Source organism: Janthinobacterium sp. 1L-D-8-B-C4, assembly GCF_057291295.1.
This window is the reverse complement of record NZ_JBXAVX010000009.1, coordinates 235,724-255,623: the sequence shown is the minus strand read 5'-3', so window position 1 is coordinate 255,623 and position 19,900 is coordinate 235,724. Positions and strand designations below refer to the sequence as shown.

General features: G+C 63.0%; 13 protein-coding genes and 1 tRNA gene. 7 read left to right on the top strand and 7 right to left on the bottom strand.

The genetic code is table 11. From position 1 onward, the window contains the following. Window positions 1–71 precede the first annotated feature (71 nt). Entirely contained in the window at window positions 72–830 is a 759-nt protein-coding gene (locus tag AC0Z42_RS17500) for a hypothetical protein (RefSeq protein WP_485469467.1), read from the top strand. 63 nt (window positions 831–893) lie between these two features. Then, the gene (locus AC0Z42_RS17495) at window positions 894–1,310 is read left to right on the top strand and encodes a lipid II flippase family protein (protein WP_485469486.1); all 417 of its coding nucleotides are present in this window, start codon (window positions 894–896) and stop codon (window positions 1,308–1,310) included. An 80-nt stretch (window positions 1,311–1,390) separates the two neighbouring features. Here the strand turns inward: AC0Z42_RS17495 and purL are convergent, their stop codons facing one another. Together purL and AC0Z42_RS17485 are read right to left on the bottom strand one after the other, a co-directional pair. After that, window positions 1,391–5,428, bottom strand: a complete 4,038-nt coding sequence (purL, locus tag AC0Z42_RS17490) for a phosphoribosylformylglycinamidine synthase (RefSeq protein WP_485469466.1) — start codon at window positions 5,426–5,428, stop codon at window positions 1,391–1,393. A 167-nt stretch (window positions 5,429–5,595) separates the two neighbouring features. Continuing rightward, window positions 5,596–6,669 (bottom strand): GGDEF domain-containing protein, encoded by a 1,074-nt coding sequence (locus AC0Z42_RS17485; RefSeq protein ID WP_485469465.1) that lies wholly within the window; start codon window positions 6,667–6,669, stop codon window positions 5,596–5,598. Window positions 6,670–6,700: 31 nt separating this feature from the next. On the opposite strand from AC0Z42_RS17485, the gene AC0Z42_RS17480 reads away from it, so the two are divergent. Next, complete coding sequence (locus AC0Z42_RS17480) at window positions 6,701–6,943, top strand: hypothetical protein (protein WP_485469464.1); 243 nt, start codon at window positions 6,701–6,703, stop codon at window positions 6,941–6,943. Between the two features lie 3 nt (window positions 6,944–6,946). After that, window positions 6,947–8,572: a response regulator gene (locus AC0Z42_RS17475; RefSeq protein WP_485469463.1), complete on the top strand. Its 1,626-nt coding sequence runs from the start codon at window positions 6,947–6,949 to the stop codon at window positions 8,570–8,572. Between the two features lie 5 nt (window positions 8,573–8,577). Here the strand turns inward: AC0Z42_RS17475 and AC0Z42_RS17470 are convergent, their stop codons facing one another. After that, a complete protein-coding gene (locus AC0Z42_RS17470) occupies window positions 8,578–9,630 on the bottom strand; it encodes an NAD(P)-dependent alcohol dehydrogenase (protein WP_485469462.1) in 1,053 nt (350 codons plus the stop codon). 175 nt (window positions 9,631–9,805) lie between these two features. Here AC0Z42_RS17470 and AC0Z42_RS17465 point away from each other — a divergent pair, with 175 nt between their 5' ends. Next, window positions 9,806–10,735 (top strand): AraC family transcriptional regulator, encoded by a 930-nt coding sequence (locus tag AC0Z42_RS17465; protein WP_485469461.1) that lies wholly within the window; start codon window positions 9,806–9,808, stop codon window positions 10,733–10,735. Here the strand turns inward: AC0Z42_RS17465 and AC0Z42_RS17460 are convergent. Continuing rightward, window positions 10,717–14,289: a hydantoinase B/oxoprolinase family protein gene (locus tag AC0Z42_RS17460; protein ID WP_485469460.1), complete on the bottom strand. Its 3,573-nt coding sequence runs from the start codon at window positions 14,287–14,289 to the stop codon at window positions 10,717–10,719. The genes AC0Z42_RS17465 and AC0Z42_RS17460 overlap by 19 nt on opposite strands. 123 nt (window positions 14,290–14,412) lie before the next feature. On the opposite strand from AC0Z42_RS17460, the gene AC0Z42_RS17455 reads away from it, so the two are divergent. Continuing rightward, window positions 14,413–15,954: an NAD(P)H-hydrate dehydratase gene (locus tag AC0Z42_RS17455; protein WP_485469459.1), complete on the top strand. Its 1,542-nt coding sequence runs from the start codon at window positions 14,413–14,415 to the stop codon at window positions 15,952–15,954. A 2-nt stretch (window positions 15,955–15,956) separates the two neighbouring features. Here the strand turns inward: AC0Z42_RS17455 and AC0Z42_RS17450 are convergent, their stop codons facing one another. Further along, a complete protein-coding gene (locus AC0Z42_RS17450) occupies window positions 15,957–16,604 on the bottom strand; it encodes an ABC transporter ATP-binding protein (protein WP_171899005.1) in 648 nt (215 codons plus the stop codon). A gap of 220 nt (window positions 16,605–16,824) precedes the next feature. On the opposite strand from AC0Z42_RS17450, the gene AC0Z42_RS17445 reads away from it, so the two are divergent. Further along, window positions 16,825–17,400, top strand: a complete 576-nt coding sequence (locus tag AC0Z42_RS17445) for an arylesterase (RefSeq protein ID WP_485469458.1) — start codon at window positions 16,825–16,827, stop codon at window positions 17,398–17,400. Between the two features lie 156 nt (window positions 17,401–17,556). Here AC0Z42_RS17445 and AC0Z42_RS17440 read toward each other — a convergent pair whose 3' ends face one another. After that, window positions 17,557–19,479 carry a SurA N-terminal domain-containing protein gene (locus AC0Z42_RS17440; RefSeq protein ID WP_485469457.1) on the bottom strand — a complete coding sequence of 641 codons (1,923 nt, stop codon included), beginning with the start codon at window positions 19,477–19,479 and terminating at the stop codon, window positions 17,557–17,559. A 343-nt stretch (window positions 19,480–19,822) separates the two neighbouring features. Beyond that, window positions 19,823–19,899: transfer RNA gene (locus AC0Z42_RS17435), tRNA-Asp, on the bottom strand. Window position 19,900 lies beyond the last annotated feature (1 nt).

Sequence of the window (19,900 nt, the reverse complement as noted above, 5' to 3'; positions counted from 1 at the left end):
CAACTGCCGCAGACATGGTCCAATTTACGCTGGGTGTTCAACCATCATGCCAACCTGCAGGAGCCAGCAACATGCACCGATCATTTCTGGTCTTATGTATCTCATCGACTCTTCTGGCAATTAACGAAATTCTACGAGCGATAGCAGACATACACGGCTTTTTTGGCCTGTACCCGCTGGACCGTTACGTGATGGCCATTTGCCACACGGCGTTTTACTTTTCCCTGCTCAGCTTTTGCCGACATGCTTACGCGGTCATCGGCAAGCACCGTTGGAGCCCGGCAGAATCGGAAACGGACAAGCTGCGGCGCACTCCTGAAGAAGTGATTGGTATTGCCATCAGCTCTACACTTTCCATCTTTTTCTTGTCCGCCATGGCGAAACAGCAGTTCAATATTGCCAACGCTGCGACCATTTACGTGCTTTTCCTGCTTACGTCGGCAATGTTACTGCAACCGTCCACCAAAGGATGGTCAGGCAATTTAACCAATGCAATGTGGCCAGCCATGTTTTTTCTGCTCTCCACTTTAATACAAATATTCTGGCCAATCATGTTCGTAGCACGCATTTACGCCAATCAACAGTCCATTGGCATGGACAGGCAGCTTGCGCTACTGATCATAGGCGCAAGCACTTGCCTGACACTGCTCGCCATACCGGCTATCATGGCCATCAGTCTGGCAAGACAAGTAACCATAGGCGGCATATTGTCGCTATCGGCAATGAAATCAACAAAGCAACACGAGATCAGCAAAGCCATCAGTTGGCCAATAGCAGCCCTGGCACTGGTCGCAACGGCGCTTATGACTGCGCAGGCAAGCAACAGATAATGGCCAGCGTGTGGCGTTTGTCCCTCACTGAAGCAACAGGCATGAGGCAATAAGCGCGTCAAAATCTGCTTACTGCAGCTCAAACTCCGCCGGATTCCCAACCCCGCCAACGTAACAGGTTTGCGCAAAGACTCGGGCGTATCGATCTCCATGACCGCCATGAACGTCATTGCCACGGCGCTATGGACAGTCGGCGTATTCGCCGCCCTGTACGCTGGCGCACTCGACCCGAGCGTGCGCGTTACCTCCAGCCCCCTGTCGTCGATTATCAACGGTGGCGCCACCGTCATGATGGCGGTGTTTATCGATCCGCATATGTCAGGCATGACGGATGACGTTATTGAAGGAAAGATCGAGGAATCGCAATTCAGACGGGCGGTGGTGTGGCTGGTGGGGAGCAGATTGGCGGGAACGGTGATTGCGCAATTTTTGCTGGTGCCGTCCGCCATCATTATTGTTGAAGTAGCTAAATTTCTATAGCATTCGGTTTTCTCTGCAGATAAGACGAAAAAAGCCGCTATCTCATGACAGCGGCTTTTTATTTCTATCCAACAGCTAACTTACCCCACAAACTTCCGCGCATTCCTGAACATCCTCATCCAGGGCGAATCCTCACCCCAAGCCTCAGGATGATACGACTGCTGCACTGACCGGAACACCCGCTCCGCATGCGGCATTAACACTGTAAAGCGGCCGTCCGGCGTGGTCACCGAGGTGATGCCTTCCGGCGAGCCGTTCGGGTTGTACGGATACGCTTCCGTGGCGGCGCCCTTGTTGTCGACAAAGCGCATGGCTTTGTGGACCTGGGTGATGTCGCCGGTTTGCGAGAAGTCGGCGTAGCCTTCACCGTGGGCGATCGCGATGCCGGCCTGGGTGCCGGTCATGCCGTTGAAGAAGATCGATGGGGAATCCATCACTTCGACCATGGCAAAGCGGCCTTCGAATTTTTCCGACTTGTTGCGCGTGAACTTCGGCCAGGCGTGGGCGCCGGGGATGATCGATTTCAAATTGCTCATCATCTGGCAGCCGTTGCAGATACCGAGGCCGAAGCTGTCGGTACGCGCAAAGAAGCGCGCAAACTGCTCGACCAGACTGGCGTTGAACAGAATGGTTTTTGCCCAGCCTTCGCCGGCGCCCAGCACGTCGCCGTACGAGAAGCCGCCGACGGCAATCACGCCCTGGAAGTCGTCCAGTTTCACGCGGCCGGCGATCAGGTCGCTCATGTGCACGTCGATGGCGGTAAAGCCGGCCTGGTGCATCACGAACGCCGTTTCGATATGCGAGTTGACGCCCTGCTCGCGCAGGATGGCCACGCGCGGGCGCACGCCGGTGGCGATGAACGGTGCGGCGATGTTCTCGTTCTGGTCGAACGTGACGACAGGCGTCATGCCCGGGTCTTGCAGGTCCAGCAGGCGGTCGTATTCGGCGTCGGCGCAGGCCGGATTGTCGCGCAGGCGGGCGATGCGCCAGCTGGTTTCGCTCCACAGGCGGTGCAGTTCCGCGCGCGGCTGGGTGTAGATCAGCTTGGCGTCGCGCGTGAATTCGACCACGTCGCGGTCGTTCAGTTTACCGATGATATGGCTGCAGGCGCCCAGGTTGAAGGTGCGCAGCACATCCATGACGATCGATTTTTCTTCGGCGCGTACCTGGATCACGGCGCCCAGCTCTTCGCTGAACAAGGCGCGCAGGGTCAGTTCGTTGCGGCGCTCGGCCACCTGGCCGGTCCAGTTCTTGGCGTCGCCCCAGTCGCTGGCGTGTTCGCTTTCCATGGTCAGCATGTCGAGGTTGACCGACATGCCGGTGTGGCCGGCAAACGCCATTTCCGTCAGGGTGGCGTACAGGCCGCCGTCCGAACGGTCATGGTAGGCCAGCAGCTTGCCATCGCTATTGAGTTGCTGGATCGCGGTGAAGAAGGCCTTCAGGTCTTCGGCGCTGTCGACGTCCGGCGTGGCGTTGCCCAGCTGGCCCATGACTTGCGCCAGTGCCGAGGCACCGAGGCGGTTCTTGCCGCGGCCCAGGTCGATCAAAATCAGCGAGGTGTCACCCAGATTGGTTTTCAGCTGTGGCGTGAGCGACTTGCGCACGTCCGTGACTGGTGCGAACGACGAGACGATCAGGGACACCGGCGAGGTGACGGATTTCGCCGCGCCATTGTCTTCGTCTTTCCAGGTGGTGCGCATCGACAGCGAATCCTTGCCGACCGGGATGCTGATGCCCAGCGCCGGGCACAGTTCCATGCCGACCGCTTTCACGGTGTCGTACAGGGCCGCGTCCTGGCCGGGCTGGCCGCAGGCGGCCATCCAGTTGGCCGACAATTTGATGTCGGAGATGTCGCTGATCGCAGCGGCGGCGATATTGGTGACGGCTTCGCCGACCGCCATGCGGCCCGATGCTGCGGCGTCGATCACGGCCAGCGGCGTGCGTTCGCCCATCGCCATCGCTTCGCCCAGGTAGCCTTCGAAGCTCATGGTGGTGACGGCGCAGTCGGCCACCGGCACCTGCCACGGGCCCACCATCTGGTCGCGCACGGTCATGCCGCCCACGCTGCGGTCGCCGATGGTGATCAGGAACGATTTGTCGGCCACGGTCGGCAGCAGCAGCACTTTTTGCGCCACGTCCACCAGGTCCATGCCGGTCAAGTCGATTGCCGGGAAGTCGCTGGCCACGTGGACCACGTCGCGCTGCATCTTCGGCGGCTTGCCCAGCAGGACATCCATCGGCATGTCGACCGGCTCGTTGCCCAGTTCAGGGTCGATCAGTTTGAGCTGGCGTTCTTCGGTGGCCACGCCGACGGCGGCAAACAGGCAGCGTTCGCGTTCGCACATGGCCTTGAACAGCGGCAGGCTTTCCGGCGCAATCGCCAGCACATAGCGCTCTTGCGATTCATTGCTCCAGATTTCTTTCGGCGCCATGCCCGATTCTTCCAGCGGCACTTTGCGCAGGTCGAAAATCGCGCCGCGCTTGGCGTCATTGGTGATTTCCGGGAAAGCGTTCGACAAGCCGCCCGCGCCCACGTCGTGGATCGAGATGATCGGATTGTCCGGGCCCATCTGCCAGCAGGCGTTGATCACTTCCTGGGCGCGGCGTTCCATTTCCGGATTGCCGCGCTGGACCGAGTCGAAGTCCAGGTCGGCCGTGTTGCTGCCGGTGGTCATCGACGAGGCGGCGCTGCCGCCCATGCCGATGCGCATGCCCGGGCCACCCAGCTGCACCAGCAGGCTGCCGACCGGGATATCGTTTTTATGCGTGTGCTGCGCCGAGATATTGCCGATGCCGCCGGCGATCATGATCGGCTTGTGGTAGCCGAACACCGCGTCTTTATCGCTACCGACATTCTGCTCATAGGTACGGAAGTAGCCACCCAGGACCGGACGGCCGAATTCGTTCGAAAACGCGGCGCCGCCCAATGGGCCTTCGATCATGATCTGCAGCGGCGACGCGATGCGTTCAGGCTTGCCGTACTGCGCAGCTTCTTCGCGGCCAGCCAGCGGCGCGGTCACGGAAGCTGCCGTTTCCCAGCTGCGCACGGCGCCTGGCAGCGACAGGTTCGAGACCGTGAAACCGGTCAGGCCGGCCTTCGGCTTAGCGCCGCGGCCGGTCGCGCCTTCGTCGCGGATCTCGCCGCCCGCGCCGGTCGATGCGCCGGGAAATGGCGAAATCGCGGTCGGGTGGTTATGCGTTTCCACCTTCATCAGGGTGTGTGTCAGCTCTTCCGAGGCTGCATATTCGTGGCCTTCGCCGCGCGGGTAGAAGCGCGAGACAGTCGCGCCTTCCATGATCGACGAATTGTCGCTGTAGGCGACCACGGTGCCTTTCGGCTGCAGTTCGTGGGTGTTCTTGATCATGCCGAACAGCGACTTGGGCTGCGCCACGCCGTCGATGGTCCAGTCGGCGTTGAAGATCTTGTGGCGGCAATGCTCGCTGTTCGCCTGCGCGAACATCATCAGTTCGACGTCGGTCGGATTGCGGCCGGCTTTTGTAAACGCCGCGTCCAGGTAGTCGATCTCGTCTTCCGACATCGCCAGGCCCAGCTCCACGTTCGCCGTTTCCAGCGCGGCCTTGCCCTGCCCCAGCAAATCGATCGATTCGAGCGGGCGTGCTTCCAGCGTGCGGAACAGGTCCTGCGCCTGGTCGGCGCTGCGCAGCACCGATTCGGTCATGCGGTCATGCAGCAGGTCGGCCACCGCCTGGACCTGCTCTGCAGCCAGCTTGCCGGCGCCTATCGCGCTGCCCAGGATGCCCGATTTCAGGTTGATGCGGAAGGCGACGCCGCGCTCGACGCGCTTGATGTGCGCCATGCCGCAGTTGTGGGCGATGTCGGTGGCTTTCGATGCCCACGGCGAGATCGTGCCGAAACGGGGAATGACGAAGAATTCTTCGAAACCGCCATCGGTATTGTCAGGCTGCGCCGGCTCGCCGTAGGTCAGCAAGGCGCCCAGGCGCGTGCTGTCGTCGGCGGACAAGGGCGAGCTGGCATCGATGAAATGGACGTAGCGTGCTTGCACCGCAACGATGGCAGGCGAAACGGCTTGCAGTTGGGTCAGCAAACGAGTGCTACGGAAGGCGGACAGGGCATTGGAACCCGGCAGTATCAACATGGTTGGAAGGTGGTTGATGCAGCGTGGCTGCGGGTTAAAGGTAGGTATGACAAGACAAGATCATGGTGTGGCAAATTTCCTTTGCGCGCATTATACCCGTTTTGCCCCCTCTTATTCTTGCCAAGTTGCGCACTCCCGGGCCAGCCGCACACTTTCCAGGCCACGCTTCAGACGATCACATAACGGTTCTTGCCCTGGTTCTTGGCCAGGTACAGTGCCTCGTCGGCCAGCCGGTAGCTGTGCGTGAGGTCGGTGCCTGGTTCCATGGCGGCAATGCCGATGCTGACCGAGACCAGGTGCGCGGGCTGGAACGCCTGGTAGACGGTGTCGACCAGTTCGCCGGCAAACACGCAGGCCGCATCGCGCTCGCCGGCGTACACCACCGCAAACTCTTCGCCGCCCAGGCGCCCGCACAAGTGCTCGCCGTTCTCGGTGGCACGAGCCGCCAGCACGGCGGCGGTGCGCACCAGCACGGCGTCGCCCACATCGTGCCCAAGCCTGTCGTTGATGGACTTGAAGTTGTCGATATCGATCATCATGAAGAACAATGGGCCACGGCCCGGGCGCGCGTGCAGCTGCTGCGCGGCGTCGGTGAATTTGCGGCGGTTGTTCAGGCCCGTCAGCGCGTCCTGGTAGGCCAGGCGCATCAGTTCCTGGCGCGAGCGGTAGCTGCGCAGGCGCAGCAGGCTGAAACTGAGGTTCAGCGCCAGCCCGAATACCAGGCTGACGACTATCATCAGGGCGGCCCAGGTTTCATCGGCCTGGCCCGCGTTGAGGGGAAACAGGTCGTGTCCGACGATCCACCAGATGCCGGCCACTGCCGCCAGGTACACCAGGGCGCCGTTGAAGATGGGCGCAATCGCCAGCGTCATGAACACCCCCACGGGCAGCACCCAGAACGCGGAATGGCCGATGCCGTCGGTCAGGGTGCGCAGGCCGAAGGTCAGCGACAGCACGGCGACGGCGCTGCTGGCGGTCAGCATGAACAAGGTGGTGCAGCGGGCGCGCACCACCAGGCTGGCCAGCATGCCGGCCATCGCCAGCGCGGCAGGCCGCAGTTCGGGCTGGTAACCGATGGGCACGAGCAGCCAGGCCAGGCCGAACGCGCCGATGCCGAGGATCTGCGTGAGCAAGCCGACCCGGTGCAGCTCGGCAAAATAGGCGTGTCGCTGCTCCCTGCTGCCGCCGAAGGCGAGCGGTGCGGCAACGCTGCGCAATGTGGACCAGGACGGCATATGCATGGGAAGCGCGATACTGAACAGGTACCGGATAATGGCTGACTATGATGTTCTTAATGTAGCACGCGGCGCAAATTTGGCGTTTGCGTCGCGTGCGCGCATGGCGGCCTTGCAAGCGATGCACTTGTGCAACATGCGGCAACATGAGGCAAAAACGATTGCGCGCAATTGCTGGCAGCGCGGCACGGCTTTGCAGTATGCTGGTAAAAACAATCTGGCCATGGGCGCAAGCAGGCACCGGTTGCCGCCGCCGGCCGCACAGATCAACGAGAGCTGAACGATGCCAGAAAATAGCAACTTATCTGTCCTCATTGTCGACCCCAATCCCAGCATGCGCGGCAATTTGCACAATATGCTGAACCAGGCGGCCATCAGCAAGGTCGAATACGCGGTCAATTCCGGCACCGCGATCCGCCTGCTGAACAAGAAATCGTTCGATATCATCCTGTGTGAATACGATCTTGGTAGTGGCTCGGACGGCCAGGACGGGCAGCAATTGCTGGAAGACTTGCGCCATCACCAGCTGGTCAAGCCCTGGACCATCTTCATCATGCTGACCTCCGAAGCGATCCACAGCAAGGTGGTCAGTGCGGCAGAGCTGACGCCGTCCGACTATATATTGAAGCCATTTACGGTCGAAGTGCTGAGCGGACGCATCGCGCGCGCGATCGAACGGCGCGCCATCTTCCTGCCGGCGTACCAGCTGATCGACAAGGGCGACCTGCATGGCGCCGTGAAGGCCTGCCTGGCGGCTGAAGCGAAGCATCCGCGGCTGGCTGCCGATTTTGTCCGCCTGCGCGCCGAGCTCCAGCTGTCGCTGGGCGAATGGAAGGAAGCGGAGCAGATCTATGCCGAGATGCTGGCCACGCGGCCGATGGCCTGGGTGCACCTGGGCATGGCGCGCACCCTTTTCGCACAGCAGCGCCACGAGGAGGTGGAACAGGCATTGGGCGTGCTGGTCGAACAGAATCCCCGCTTCATGGCCGCCTACGACCTGCTGGCGCAGAACCACGAGGCGATGGGCCAGCCGCTGCTGGCCAAGAAAATCCTCGAAGACGCGGTCACCATCTCCCCGCACGTGGTGCGGCGCCTGCGCCGCCTGGGCGGCATGGCGTTCGAGTCGGGCGATATCGGCGCGGCCGAAAAGGCCTACAAGCAGGTGGTGACCAAGGCAAAATATTCGGAATTTCGCGACCCGGAAGACCATCTCAACCTGGTCAAGACGCTGGTGAAAAAAGGCGATGGCCCGCAGGCCAGCGGCGTGCTGCGCGACATGGAGCGCTCCTTGCGCGGCGGCGCCAATGTGGAAACGTGCCGCGCCATCTCGGCCGCCATGCTGCATGAACTGGCCGGCAACGACCTGGCCGCAGCCAGCGAACTGCAGCAGGCCGCCAGCGCCGCCAATATGGCCAGCGGCCTGTCGACCCAGTTGAAAGTCAGCCTGGTGCAAAGCTGCCTGAAAAACAACCTCGACGACGCCGCTTCGGAAGTCATGATGAAGATGGTCAACGAGCCCGATAGCGATGTGAGCATGGAACAGGCGGTGGACGTGTTTGAAAAGGCCGGCCGCCACGACCTGGCCAAGGGCCTGGGCCAGCAGATCAGGAACCAGGTGCAGGAACTGCTGGAAGACGCCGCCGGCAAAACCGAAAGCGGCGAATTCAAGGGCGCCGTCTTCATGCTGCGCCAGGCCCTGCGCCGCACGCCTGGAAATATGCCGGTGCTGTTCGCCTCGGTCGAAGCGATCCTGCGCCAGCTCAATATGCTGGGCTGGGAGCCGCTGCTGGCGGAACAGCTGCAGGAGCAACTGCAGGTGATCCGCAAGATCGATCCCAGGCATCCGAAGCTCGAATCGCTCAGACAGCAATACGTGGCGACGCAACACAAATACGGTATCGCCACGTAAGCTGCTTACTCGGCCAGCGACGCCATGTCGATCACGAAACGGTAGCGCACATCGCTTTTCACCACGCGCTCGAACGCTTCATTGATGTCCTGGATGCGGATCACTTCGATATCGGAGACGATATTGTGCTTGCCGCAGAAGTCCAGCATTTCCTGGGTTTCCTTGATCGAGCCGATCATCGAACCGGACAGGCTGCGGCGCGCGCCGACCAGGCCAAAGGCGCTAACCGGCGGCACAGCGCCGTCCGGAATGCCGACGATGACCATGCTGCCGTCGACCTTCAGCAGGTTGATGTACTGGTTCCAGTCAATCGAGGCGCCGACGGTGCAGATCAAGAGGTCGAAGGTGCCGGCCAGCTTGCTGAAGGTTTCAGGGTCGTTGGTGGCATGGTAGTGCGAGGCGCCCAGGCGCAGGCCGTCTTCGCGCTTGGACAGGGTCTGGCTCAGCACCGTTACTTCGGCGCCCATGGCGTGCGCGATCTTCACGCCCATGTGGCCCAGGCCGCCCATGCCCAGGATCGCCACCTGCTTGCCAGGGCCGGCTTTCCAATGGTTCAACGGCGAATACAGGGTGATGCCGGCGCACAGCAAGGGCGCTGCGGCGTCGAGCGGCAGGTTGTCGGGAATCGACAATACATAGCCTTCCTTGACAACGATGCTGTCCGAGTAGCCACCCTGGGTAGCGGTCTTGCCGTCCGCTTCGACGCCGTTATAGGTCTGCACCAGGCCTGGCATGTATTGTTCCAGGTCGACGTTGCGCGTCTTGCAGGTAGTGCAGGAATCGACGAAGCAGCCAACGCCCACATGGTCGCCCACCTTGAACTTGCTGACATTGGCGCCAACGGCAGTGACGACGCCGGCGATTTCATGGCCGGGCACCATCGGGAAAGCAGCGCCGCCCCATTCGTCGCGGGCCTGGTGGATATCGGAGTGGCATACGCCGCAGTATTTGATCGAGATGGCGACGTCGTCTTCGCGCGGGGCGCGGCGTTCAAACGTGAACGGTTGCAGTTTGCTGGTCGGGCCCAGTGCGGCGTAGCCTTTGGCGGTGGTGGTCATGAGAATTCCTTTGGTCTGGTTGCGGGGATCACGCATGGCTTGCATGCGACTGGCCTCAGTGTGCACCAGCGCAGCAGCGCGCGTTACCGCGATCCTGCAAGAACTTTGCACGATAGTCCGAATATGGCCAGCATCACGCGCCTTGCCATCGCCGCCCTGCTACACTGGCGCCACCATGAAACCTTTCCTGTCCCCGCAAGATGAAATCGCCGCCCTGATCGGCCGCCATGCTCCCGGCAATGGCGACTACGGTACGGCCATCGAGAGCCTTTCCTTCCACCGCCGCAATACGCCCACCGATTCGCTGTGCCATGCGGCGCGCCCCAGCGTGGCAATCATCGCCCAGGGCGCGAAAGAAGTCACACTGGGCAGCGAGGTATTTCATTACAGCCGCATGCAGTATCTGCTGACCTCGGTCGACCTGCCGGTGCAGGCGCGGGTGGTGGAGGCAAGCGAAGAATCGCCGCATCTGTGCGTAGTGCTGGGCATCGATATCGCCGACGTGGCCGCGCTGACGGCCAGCGACGACACGGCCTTCTCGCGCCAGATTCCGGTCACGCGCGGCATTTCCGTCAGCGAAGTGCCGAACGACCTGCTCGACGCCATGCTGCGCCTGATGCGCCTGCTCGACCAGCCGGCCGATATCGCCGCACTGGCGCCGCTGATCCAGCGCGAGCTGACCTACCGCCTGCTAAAGGGACCGGTCGGCGCGCGGCTGCGCCATATGGCCCTGGCCAGCAGCCAGTCGCACCAGGTCGGGCAGGCCATCAAATGGATACAGCACAATTACTGCGAACCGCTGCGCATCGAGCAGCTGGCCGGTGTGGCCAACATAAGCGTGTCGTCGCTGCACCACCATTTCAAGGCAATTACCGCCATGACGCCGATGCAATACCAGAAAACGCTGCGCCTGCAGGAAGCGCGCCGGCTGCTGCTGGTGGAAAAAATCGATGCCGGCACGGCAGGCTACCGGGTCGGCTACGCCAGCGAATCGCAGTTCAGCCGCGAATACAGCCGCCAGTTCGGGCGCGCGCCGATGCGCGACGTGGGGCAGCTGCGGGCGCAGCTCACGGGCGCGCAGCCGGCTTATTCCGGCATGCCGTAGCCGCCACCTCCCGGCGTCTCGATCACGAACACATCGCCCGGCTGCATCGCGGCCTTGCCGATATGCGGCAAATGCTCGACGCTGCCGTCGGCCCGTTCCACATGGTTGCGCCCCAGCGCGCCCGGCGCGCCGCCGGCCATGCCGAACGGCGGATGCACGCGGTTGTTTGACAATATCGCCGCCGTCATCGCTTCGAGAAAGCGCACGCGCCGCACACCGCCATTGCCGCCCTGCCAGCGCCCCGCCCCGCCCGAGTCCTGGCGTATGCCATAGCTGTCGAGCCGCACCGGAAAACGCCATTCGAGAATCTCGGGGTCGGTCAGGCGCGAATTGGTCATGTTCGTCTGCACCACGCTGGTGCCATCAAAACCGGGACCGGCGCCCGAGCCGCCCGAGATGGTCTCGTAATACTGGTATCGCTCGTTACCGAACGTGAAATTGTTCATCGTGCCCTGCGAGGCCGCCATCGCCCCCAGCGCGCCATACAGCGCATTGGTGATGCAGGTCGAGGTTTCCACATTGCCCGACACGACCGAGGCGGGATACTGCGGATTGAGCATGGAGCCGGCCGGTATGATCACCTTCAGGGGTTTCAGGCAGCCGGCGTTCAGCGGTATCTCGTCGTCGACCAGCGTGCGGAACACATACAGTACCGCCGCCATGCAGACGGCCGACGGCGCGTTGAAGTTGTTCGGCAGCTGGCTTGAGGTCCCGGTAAAGTCGATGGTGGCGCTGCGGGTAGCGGCCTCGACGCGGATCGCCACCTGGATGCGCGCGCCGTTATCGAGCTCCAGCACATACTCGCCGTCGTTGAGCTGCCCGATTACGCGCCGCACGGCTTCCTCGGCATTGTCCTGCACATGGCCCATATACGCCTGCACTACCTCCAGGCCGAAATGCGCCACCATCTTGTGCAGCTCTTCAAAGCCTTTCTGGTTGGCCGCCACCTGGGCGCGCAGGTCGGCCAGGTTCTGCTGCGGGTTGCGCGCGGGCCAGGCGCCGCCCGCGAGCAGGGCCAGCGTTTCGGCTTCGCGCAGCAAGCCCGTGGCGCCGTCGACCAGCTTGAAATTATCGATCAGCACGCCCTCTTCTTCGATGCGGGTCGAGTCCGGCGGCATCGATCCCGGCGTGGTGCCGCCGATATCGGCATGGTGGCCACGCGAGCCGACATAGAACAGGATGGTCTTGCCGGCCAGGTCGAATATGGGCGAAATCACCGTCACGTCGGGCAAGTGCGTGCCGCCGTGATACGGGTCGTTGAGCATATACACGTCGCCAGGGCGCATCGTGCCCGCATTGCAGGTCATGACGGTGCGGATGCTCTCGCCCATTGAACCGAGGTGCACAGGCATATGCGGCGCGTTGGCGATCAGGTTGCCGGCGGCGTCGAAAATGGCGCAGCTGAAATCGAGCCGCTCCTTGATATTGACCGAGTGCGCGGTGTTCTGCAGCCGCAGCCCCATCTGCTCGGCGATCGACATGAACAGGTTATTGAAGATTTCCAGCATCACCGGGTCAGCCTGCGTGCCGATGGCCTGGCGCGCCGGCAGTGCCGACACGCGCCGCAGCACCAGATGGCCCTGGCTGGTCACGTCGGCGCGCCAGCCCGGTTCGATCACGGTGGTGGCGTTGGCATCGGTGATGATGGCCGGGCCGGCAATGGCGTCACCGGGGCGCAGCGCGTCAAACGCATACAGGCCGCTTGTGCGCCATAGTCCATCGCAGTACATGGCGACGGTTGCCAGCGGCACCAAGGGCCCAGGGCGTTGCTGCCACGCCGGCGCCGTCTCGGCCGGCGCATCCGAGGCGCCGATGGCTTCGACCGAGATCGCTTCGACGATCAGCGCGCGCGTCGGCATCAGGAAGGAAAAGCGTTTCTGGTAGGCCGCTTCAAACTGCGCCTGCATGCCCTGCTCGGTATCGAACAGCACCAGCAGCGCCGAATCCGTGCCTTCGTAGCGCAGGTGCACGCGCCGCAGCAAGGTGATGCGTGCCGGCTGCACGCCCTGGCGCAGCAGCTCGCCCTGCGCCTGCGCGCCCAGTTCCGCCAGCGGCGCCTGCAGGCCCACCCCAAGTTTTTCTTCAATGGCCCGTTCGCGCATCGCGCTCTGGTCGGCCAGGCCCATGCCATAGGCGGACATCACGCCGGCCAGGCGGTGGACAAAGACCGTTTTCATGCCCAGCGCATCGGCCACCAGGCAGGCGTGCTGGCCGCCGGCGCCGCCAAAGCTGGTGAGCGTATAGCCGGTGACGTCGTGGCCGCGCTGCACCGAGATCTGCTTGATGGCGTTGGCCATATTGCCAACCGCAATCGCGATACAGCCTTGCGCCACCTCTTCGGCGGTACTTCCCACGGTGCGCGCCAGCGCTTCGAACTGGGCCCGCACGCCGGCTACGTCAAGCGCCTGGTCGGCATCGGGGCCGAACAACTGCGGAAAATGCGCGGCCTGCAGCTTGCCCAGCATGACGTTACAGTCGGTTACCGCCAGCGGCCCGCCGCGCCGGTAGCTGGCCGGGCCGGGATCGGCGCCCGCGCTGTCTGGCCCCACGCGGTAGCGCGCGCCGTCGAAGTGCAGGATCGAGCCGCCGCCGGCGGCCACCGTATGGATGCTCATCATCGGCGCGCGCATGCGCACGCCCGCCACCTGCGTCTCGAACACGCGCTCGAATTCCCCGGCGTAATGCGACACATCGGTCGAGGTGCCGCCCATGTCGAAGCCGATGACTTTATCGAAACCGGCCAGCGCGCTGGCGCGCACCATGCCGACGATGCCGCCGGCCGGCCCCGACAAAATGCTGTCCTTGCCCTGGAAGGCGCGCGCGTCCGTCAGGCCGCCGTTCGACTGCATGAACTGCAGGTGCACGCCGGGCAGCTCTTCGGCCAGCTGGTCCACATAGCGGCGCAGGATCGGCGACAGATAGGCGTCGACCACGGTGGTGTCGCCGCGCGCCACCAGCTTCATCATCGGGCTGACCTCGTGCGATACCGACACCTGGGTGTAGCCTGCCTCGCGGGCGATCTGCGCCAGCGCCGCTTCATGCGCATGATGGCGGTAGCCATGCATCAGCACGATGGCAACCGAGCGCAGGCCACGGTCATGGGCCTGCTGCAGCGCCGCGCGCGCAGCGGCCTCATCAAGTTCCATGATCACCTCGCCATGCGCGCCGATGCGTTCATCGATCTCGATCACTTCGCGGTACAGCAGTTCGGGCAGCACGATCTGGCGCGCAAACAATTTGGGACGGTTCTGGTAGGCGATGCGCAGCGCGTCGCGAAAGCCGCGCGTGATGGCCAGCACGGTCGGTTCGCCCTTGCGCTCCAACAGCGCATTGGTGGCCACCGTGGTGCCCATCTTGATCGCGCCGATATGCGCCACCGGCAGCGGCGCATCGGGCGCCACGGCCATCAGGTGGCGCATGCCGGCAAGGGCGGCGTCGCGGTACTGGCCAGGATGCTCGGACAGCAGCTTGTGCGTGGCCAGGCTGCCATCGGGGCGGCGCGCCACGATATCGGTAAAGGTGCCGCCACGGTCGATCCAGAATTGCCAGTCCATGCAGAGCCTCCGCTGTGTGAGATGGCTATTGTAGCGGCTCGCAAGAACGGCGTTTTCATTCGTGCGCCTTGCATTGCACCTCCATCGGCCTTATGTTGACATGATCTTACCGAGGAAACGCCCATGACCCTGCTTGCCACCGCCACCCCGCTCTACAGCATCGCCGAGATCCGCGCGATCGAAGCTGCCGCCGCAGCCTCCCTGCCGCAAGGCACCCTGATGGCCCGCGCCGGCCAGGCCGCCGCCAGCGCTGCCCTGAAAATACTGAACCACCTGGAAGACGGCGATGCGGCCCACATGCGCGTGCTGGTGCTGGCCGGGCCCGGCAACAATGGCGGCGACGCGCTGGAAGCGGCGGCGCACCTGGCCGGCACGGGCATCGAAGTGCTGGCGTGGCTGGCGCCCGAAGCGCAGTCCACCTCGCCCGAACGCGAACAGGCCGCCTCGCGCGCACGCAACAGTGCCGCCCGCTTTATCGACGGCGCCACCACCATGGCCAGCGCCGCCATCAACGCCGCGCCGTGGAACCTGGTCATCGACGGCCTGTTCGGCATCGGTTCCACGCGCCCTCTGGCGGGCGTGTGCCGCGAGATGGCGCAGCTGGTCAACCAGCAAAGCTGCCCGGTGCTGGCGCTCGACGTGCCGAGCGGCCTGCATGCCGATACGGGCCTGGTGGACGGCGTCGCGATACGCGCCAGCCACACCATCACCTTTATCGGTGACAAGCCGGGCCTGCACACGGCCGATGGCCGCGACCATGCGGGCGAGGTGGAAGTGGCGGCGCTGGCGATCGCACCGGCGCTGCTGCCGCAAGCCGGCGCGCAACTCAATGGCCTGCACCTGTTCGCGCGCCACCTGCAGCCGCGCCGGCAAAACAGCCACAAGGGCAGCTACGGCAGCGTGGCCGTGCTGGGCGGCGCTACCGGCATGGCGGGCGCACCGATTCTGGCCGCGCGCACCGCGCTGCATGCGGGCGCCGGGCGCGTGCATATCGGCTTTGCCGGCACGCCGCTGGCGTACGATGGCGGCCAGCCCGAGCTGATGTGCAAACGCGCGCAGGACATGGATTTCGCCGGCCTGGCGTTCGGCGCACTGGTGGCCGGCCCGGGCCTGGGTAGCGATACCGGCAGTGTGGAACTGCTGCAGCGCGCCATCGACAGCGACAGCCCGCTGCTGTTTGACGCCGATGCATTGAACCTGATGGCGGCCGAACCGGAACTGCAATCGGCGCTGGCCACGCGCACCGGCGCCGGCGCCACCATCCTGACACCGCATCCGCTGGAAGCGGCGCGCCTGCTCGACATGACGGTGGCCGAAGTGCAGGCCGACCGCCTGGCAGCGGCGCGCCAGCTGGCAACGCAGCTGGGCGTGATCGTGGTATTGAAAGGATCGGGCACAGTCATCGCGGCCCAGGATGGCAGCGTGGTGATCAATACCACCGGCGGCCCTGCCCTGGCCACGGCCGGCACCGGCGACGTGCTGGCAGGCCTGTGCGGCGCCCTGCTGGCGCAAGGCTGGCCGGAATGGGAAGCGGCGCTTGCCGCCGTCTGGCTGCATGGCGCGGCAGCCGACGCACTGGTGGCCTCGGGCGCCGGGCCGATCGGCCTGACGGCCGGCGAATTGATCCCGGCGATCAGGAAGTTGATCAACGCCCTGTCAGCCTGAATTCAAACCAGGCGCCCCGCCGCAATCGTGATGGTGCGTCCGCAGCGCGCCGCAATCGACGTATCGTGGGTGACCAGCACCAAGGTCGAGCCGCGTTCGCGATTGAGTTCGAACATCAGCTGTATTACCGCTTCGCCGGTAGCCGCGTCCAGGCTGCCAGTCGGCTCATCGGCAAACAGCAGCGGCGGTTCGGTCACGAACGCGCGCGCCAGCGCCACGCGCTGCTGCTCGCCGCCGGACAGGTACTTCGGGTAATGCTTCAAGCGGCTGCCCAGGTTGACCCGGCCCAGCATGGCCTGCGCTTTCTCTTTTGCGTCAGGGTCGCCGCGCAACTCCAGCGGCAGCATGACGTTTTCCAGCGCCGTCAGGTGCGCCAGCAGCTGGAACGACTGGAACACGAAGCCGAGTTTTTCCTTGCGAAAGCCGGCGCGGCCGTCTTCGTCCAGGGCGAAGATATCGGTGCCGTCGAGGATCACCTTGCCGGCGCTGGGGGTATCCAGGCCTGCCAGCAAACCGAGCAAGGTCGACTTGCCGGAACCGGAAGCGCCGACGATGGCCAGCGTCTCGGCCGTTTGCACGGTAAAATCAAGTTGATGCAGGATGGTGAGCTCACCATCGGCATCGGGTACACGCTTGGCCAGCCCCACCACTTCGATGGCCTGCTGGCCGTTCTGGTTCGCTGTGGATGGCGCCGGCTGATGGCCGGACGCTGCCTGGGGAATGAAATTGGTGGAAGTCGCTTTAGGGAATTCGGGCATGCTGATCTATCTTAAAAAATTTCGTGAACAAATAAGTACCGGAAATACGAGCCAGTCGCGGCGGCGCTCCCTGTCCTTGCTTCCGGCGGCAGCCCTGCTGCTGGTGTCCAGCATGACGAACGCCTATTCTGCACCAAAAACGCTGCTGGTGCTGGGCGACAGCCTGTCGGCCGAGTATGGACTGGCGCGCGGCACGGGCTGGGTGGCGCTGCTGGAACAGCGCCTGCAAGCGCAAAAGAACGACACGCGCATCGTCAACGCCAGCATCAGCGGCGAGACCACCAGCGGCGGGCGCGCGCGCCTGCCTGCCTTGCTGGCAAAACACAACCCCGACGTGGTGCTGATCGAACTGGGCGCCAACGACGGCCTGCGCGGCCTGCCGGTGACGGCCGCCGAAGCGAACCTGCGCGCGATGGGCGACGCGGCCCGGAAAAGCGGCGCAAAGGTGGTGCTGGTGGGCATGCGCATGCCGCCCAACTACGGCCGCGACTACGCCGACAAGTTCTATGGCGTGTATGGCAGATTGGCAAAAGAATGGAAAGCGCCGCTGGTGCCCTTCATGTTCGAAGGCATCATGGACAAGCCGCAATGGTTCCAGGCCGACCGCCTGCATCCGAATGCCGAAGCGCATCCGACGATTTTGAAAAATATCTGGCCGCAGCTGTCGCCTTTATTGGGGGCGAAGTAATCTCGCTGTTGGCGTGTCCGTGGTACGCAGCGGAAATCCGGGGTCAGACCCGACGGGTCTGACCCCAGTTTTATGTCTGCGTAACCAGTAACGCTAACGACGTTTTAATAAAAAATAGCCGCTCGAAAGCGGCTATTTTTTTGCGGCAGAAGAAGCTTACGGCGCTTCGGCTACCGGGGCGGCGGCGGTGACCGGTTTGACGATCTTCACCTTGGCCTTGTGTTTCAGGTATTCGACGTAATCGAACATTTCCTGTTGCGCCAGGATGCCGCCGATCTGGTCTTTTTCCTGCTGGCGGCGCGCCGCGTCCACTTCAGCTGGCTGCTGTACCTTGCCGACGCGGTAGATGCCGTAGCCCAGCGCCGGCAGCTCCACGCCCACATAGGCTGGCAGCTTGCTGGTGTCGGCCTTCATCACTTGCGCAATCGCCGCGCGGTTAACGCCGTCAAGCTTGCTGCGCGAGACCCACTGCGCGGCGCCGAAGCCAGTCGCTTCACCCGAGGTTTTCAGGGCAGCCAGTTTGGTTTCGCCGGCCTTCTTCGCCAGTTTCGCCGCCTCTTCCAGGGTCACGCGCTGGCGGATCATGGCGTCGACTTCGGCCAGCGGACGCTTCGTCGCAGGCTTGAATTCCACCACGCGGCCGGCAATCATCGTGTTCGCGCCGACGGAAACGGCTTCCGTGTTGCGCTTGTCTTTCAGCGAATCGTTCGAGAAGATGGCGGAGAGGAACTTGGCGTTGTTGAACGGCGCCGTACCCAGGGCTGGCGACGGCGTGCGCGACAGGTTGGCGACGGTTTCCACTTTCAGCTTCAGCTTGTCGGCCACCGGCTTCAGGCTATCGGACTGGTCATAGACGGTTTCGGCAAAGTCGGTAGCCATTTGCGAATATTTCTTCGCCGCGAATTGCTTGCGCAAGTCAGCCGTGATCTCGCCCTTCACTTCGTCCAGCGTCTTGACGTGCTGTGGCTTGATGCTGGTGACCGTCAGCACGTGGTAGCCGTAGTCGGAAGTGATGACATCGCTGATGTCGCCCTGCTTCATTTTCAGCGCGGCTTCTTCCAGCGGTTTTGGCAAGGCATCCTTGACGACCGGGCCCAGGTCGCCGCCCAGCTCGGCCGAGGCAGGATCTTCCGACTTGGCCTTGGCCACGGCGGCGAACGTTGCCGGCGCCTTGCGCACTTCAGCCAGGATCGCTTCGGCCTTGGCCTTGGCGGCAGCCTTGTCGGTGGCGGAGGCGTCTTTCTTCACCGTCACCAGGATATGGCTGGCATTGCGCGCTTCGGGCGTGGTGTAGGCTTTCTGGTTCTTGTCGTAGTAGCTTTTCACGTCGGCGTCGCTGACGTCAACCTGGTCGCCCACGGCGGCGCCGTCGAGCACCACGTATTCGATTTTTGCCTGCTCTGGGATTTCAAAGAACTTGCCGTTCTTGTCGTAGAAATCCTTGACCATGGCGTCGGTTACCTTGACTTCAGGCACGAACTGGGCCACTGGCAGCAGCAATTCCTGCACTTCGCGCTCTTCCGAGGTAATGTCCGACAAACGCTTCGACACGGTGTTTGGCGCAAACGCGGTGTTCTGCACGGCGCCAGCCAACTGCTGCAGGGCCAGGTCGCTGCGGCGGCGCGCATCGTACATCTGCGGCGTCATGCCTTGGGCGGCCAGCATGGCCTTGTATTTTTCCAGATCGAATTTGCCATCAGCCATGGTCAGGCCAGGAATGTCCAGCACTTCCTTTTGCAGCACGGCGTCGCTGATGACCAGTTTGCTGCGGCCCACTTCGGCGGCCACGGCGCGCTCGGCGATCAGGTTGTCGAGGATGCTCTGGCGCGCTTCGGGCGTATCGAACATTTTCTGGTCGAACTGCTCGCCCATCATCTGGCGGTAGCGGTCGATCTGCTGGCGTTGCGCTTCTTCATATTGCTGCTGCGTCACGACCTGGTCGCCGACCTTGGCGATGGTGTTCGCGCCGTCGCCGAAGCTTTGATAGCCACTGATACCGACCAGTGCAAAAGACGGGACGATGATGAGCATCAGGAGAAACTGCATCAAACGTCGATGGGTACGAATAAATTCAAACATGGTCAGCCAATTCGGGATGAGTGGATCACTATAAAAAAAGGCGAACATGCGTTCGCCTTGATTTCTTCGGCGGAATGGACGGGACTGTTGCCCACTTCCCCTTTACCTCCTGATTCTACAATGCCCATAGCGCTATAGCAAGGGTAAATCAGGGTGGCGCCGGGCCGGCCAGCGGCCATGGAACTCCGGCATTAAACCTGCCGAAGCTTAAGCGTGATTTAAAACAAGGTGGATTTGATAATCAAAATGTGACGCGGCAATTAGATCGCCTGCTGCAAAGATAATCGGGCGGATAAACAAAAAACCCGCGCTGCATATACATGCAGCGCGGGTTCTCATATTCTGGCGGAGCGGACGGGACTCGAACCCGCGACCCCCGACGTGACAGGCCGGTATTCTAACCAACTGAACTACCACTCCT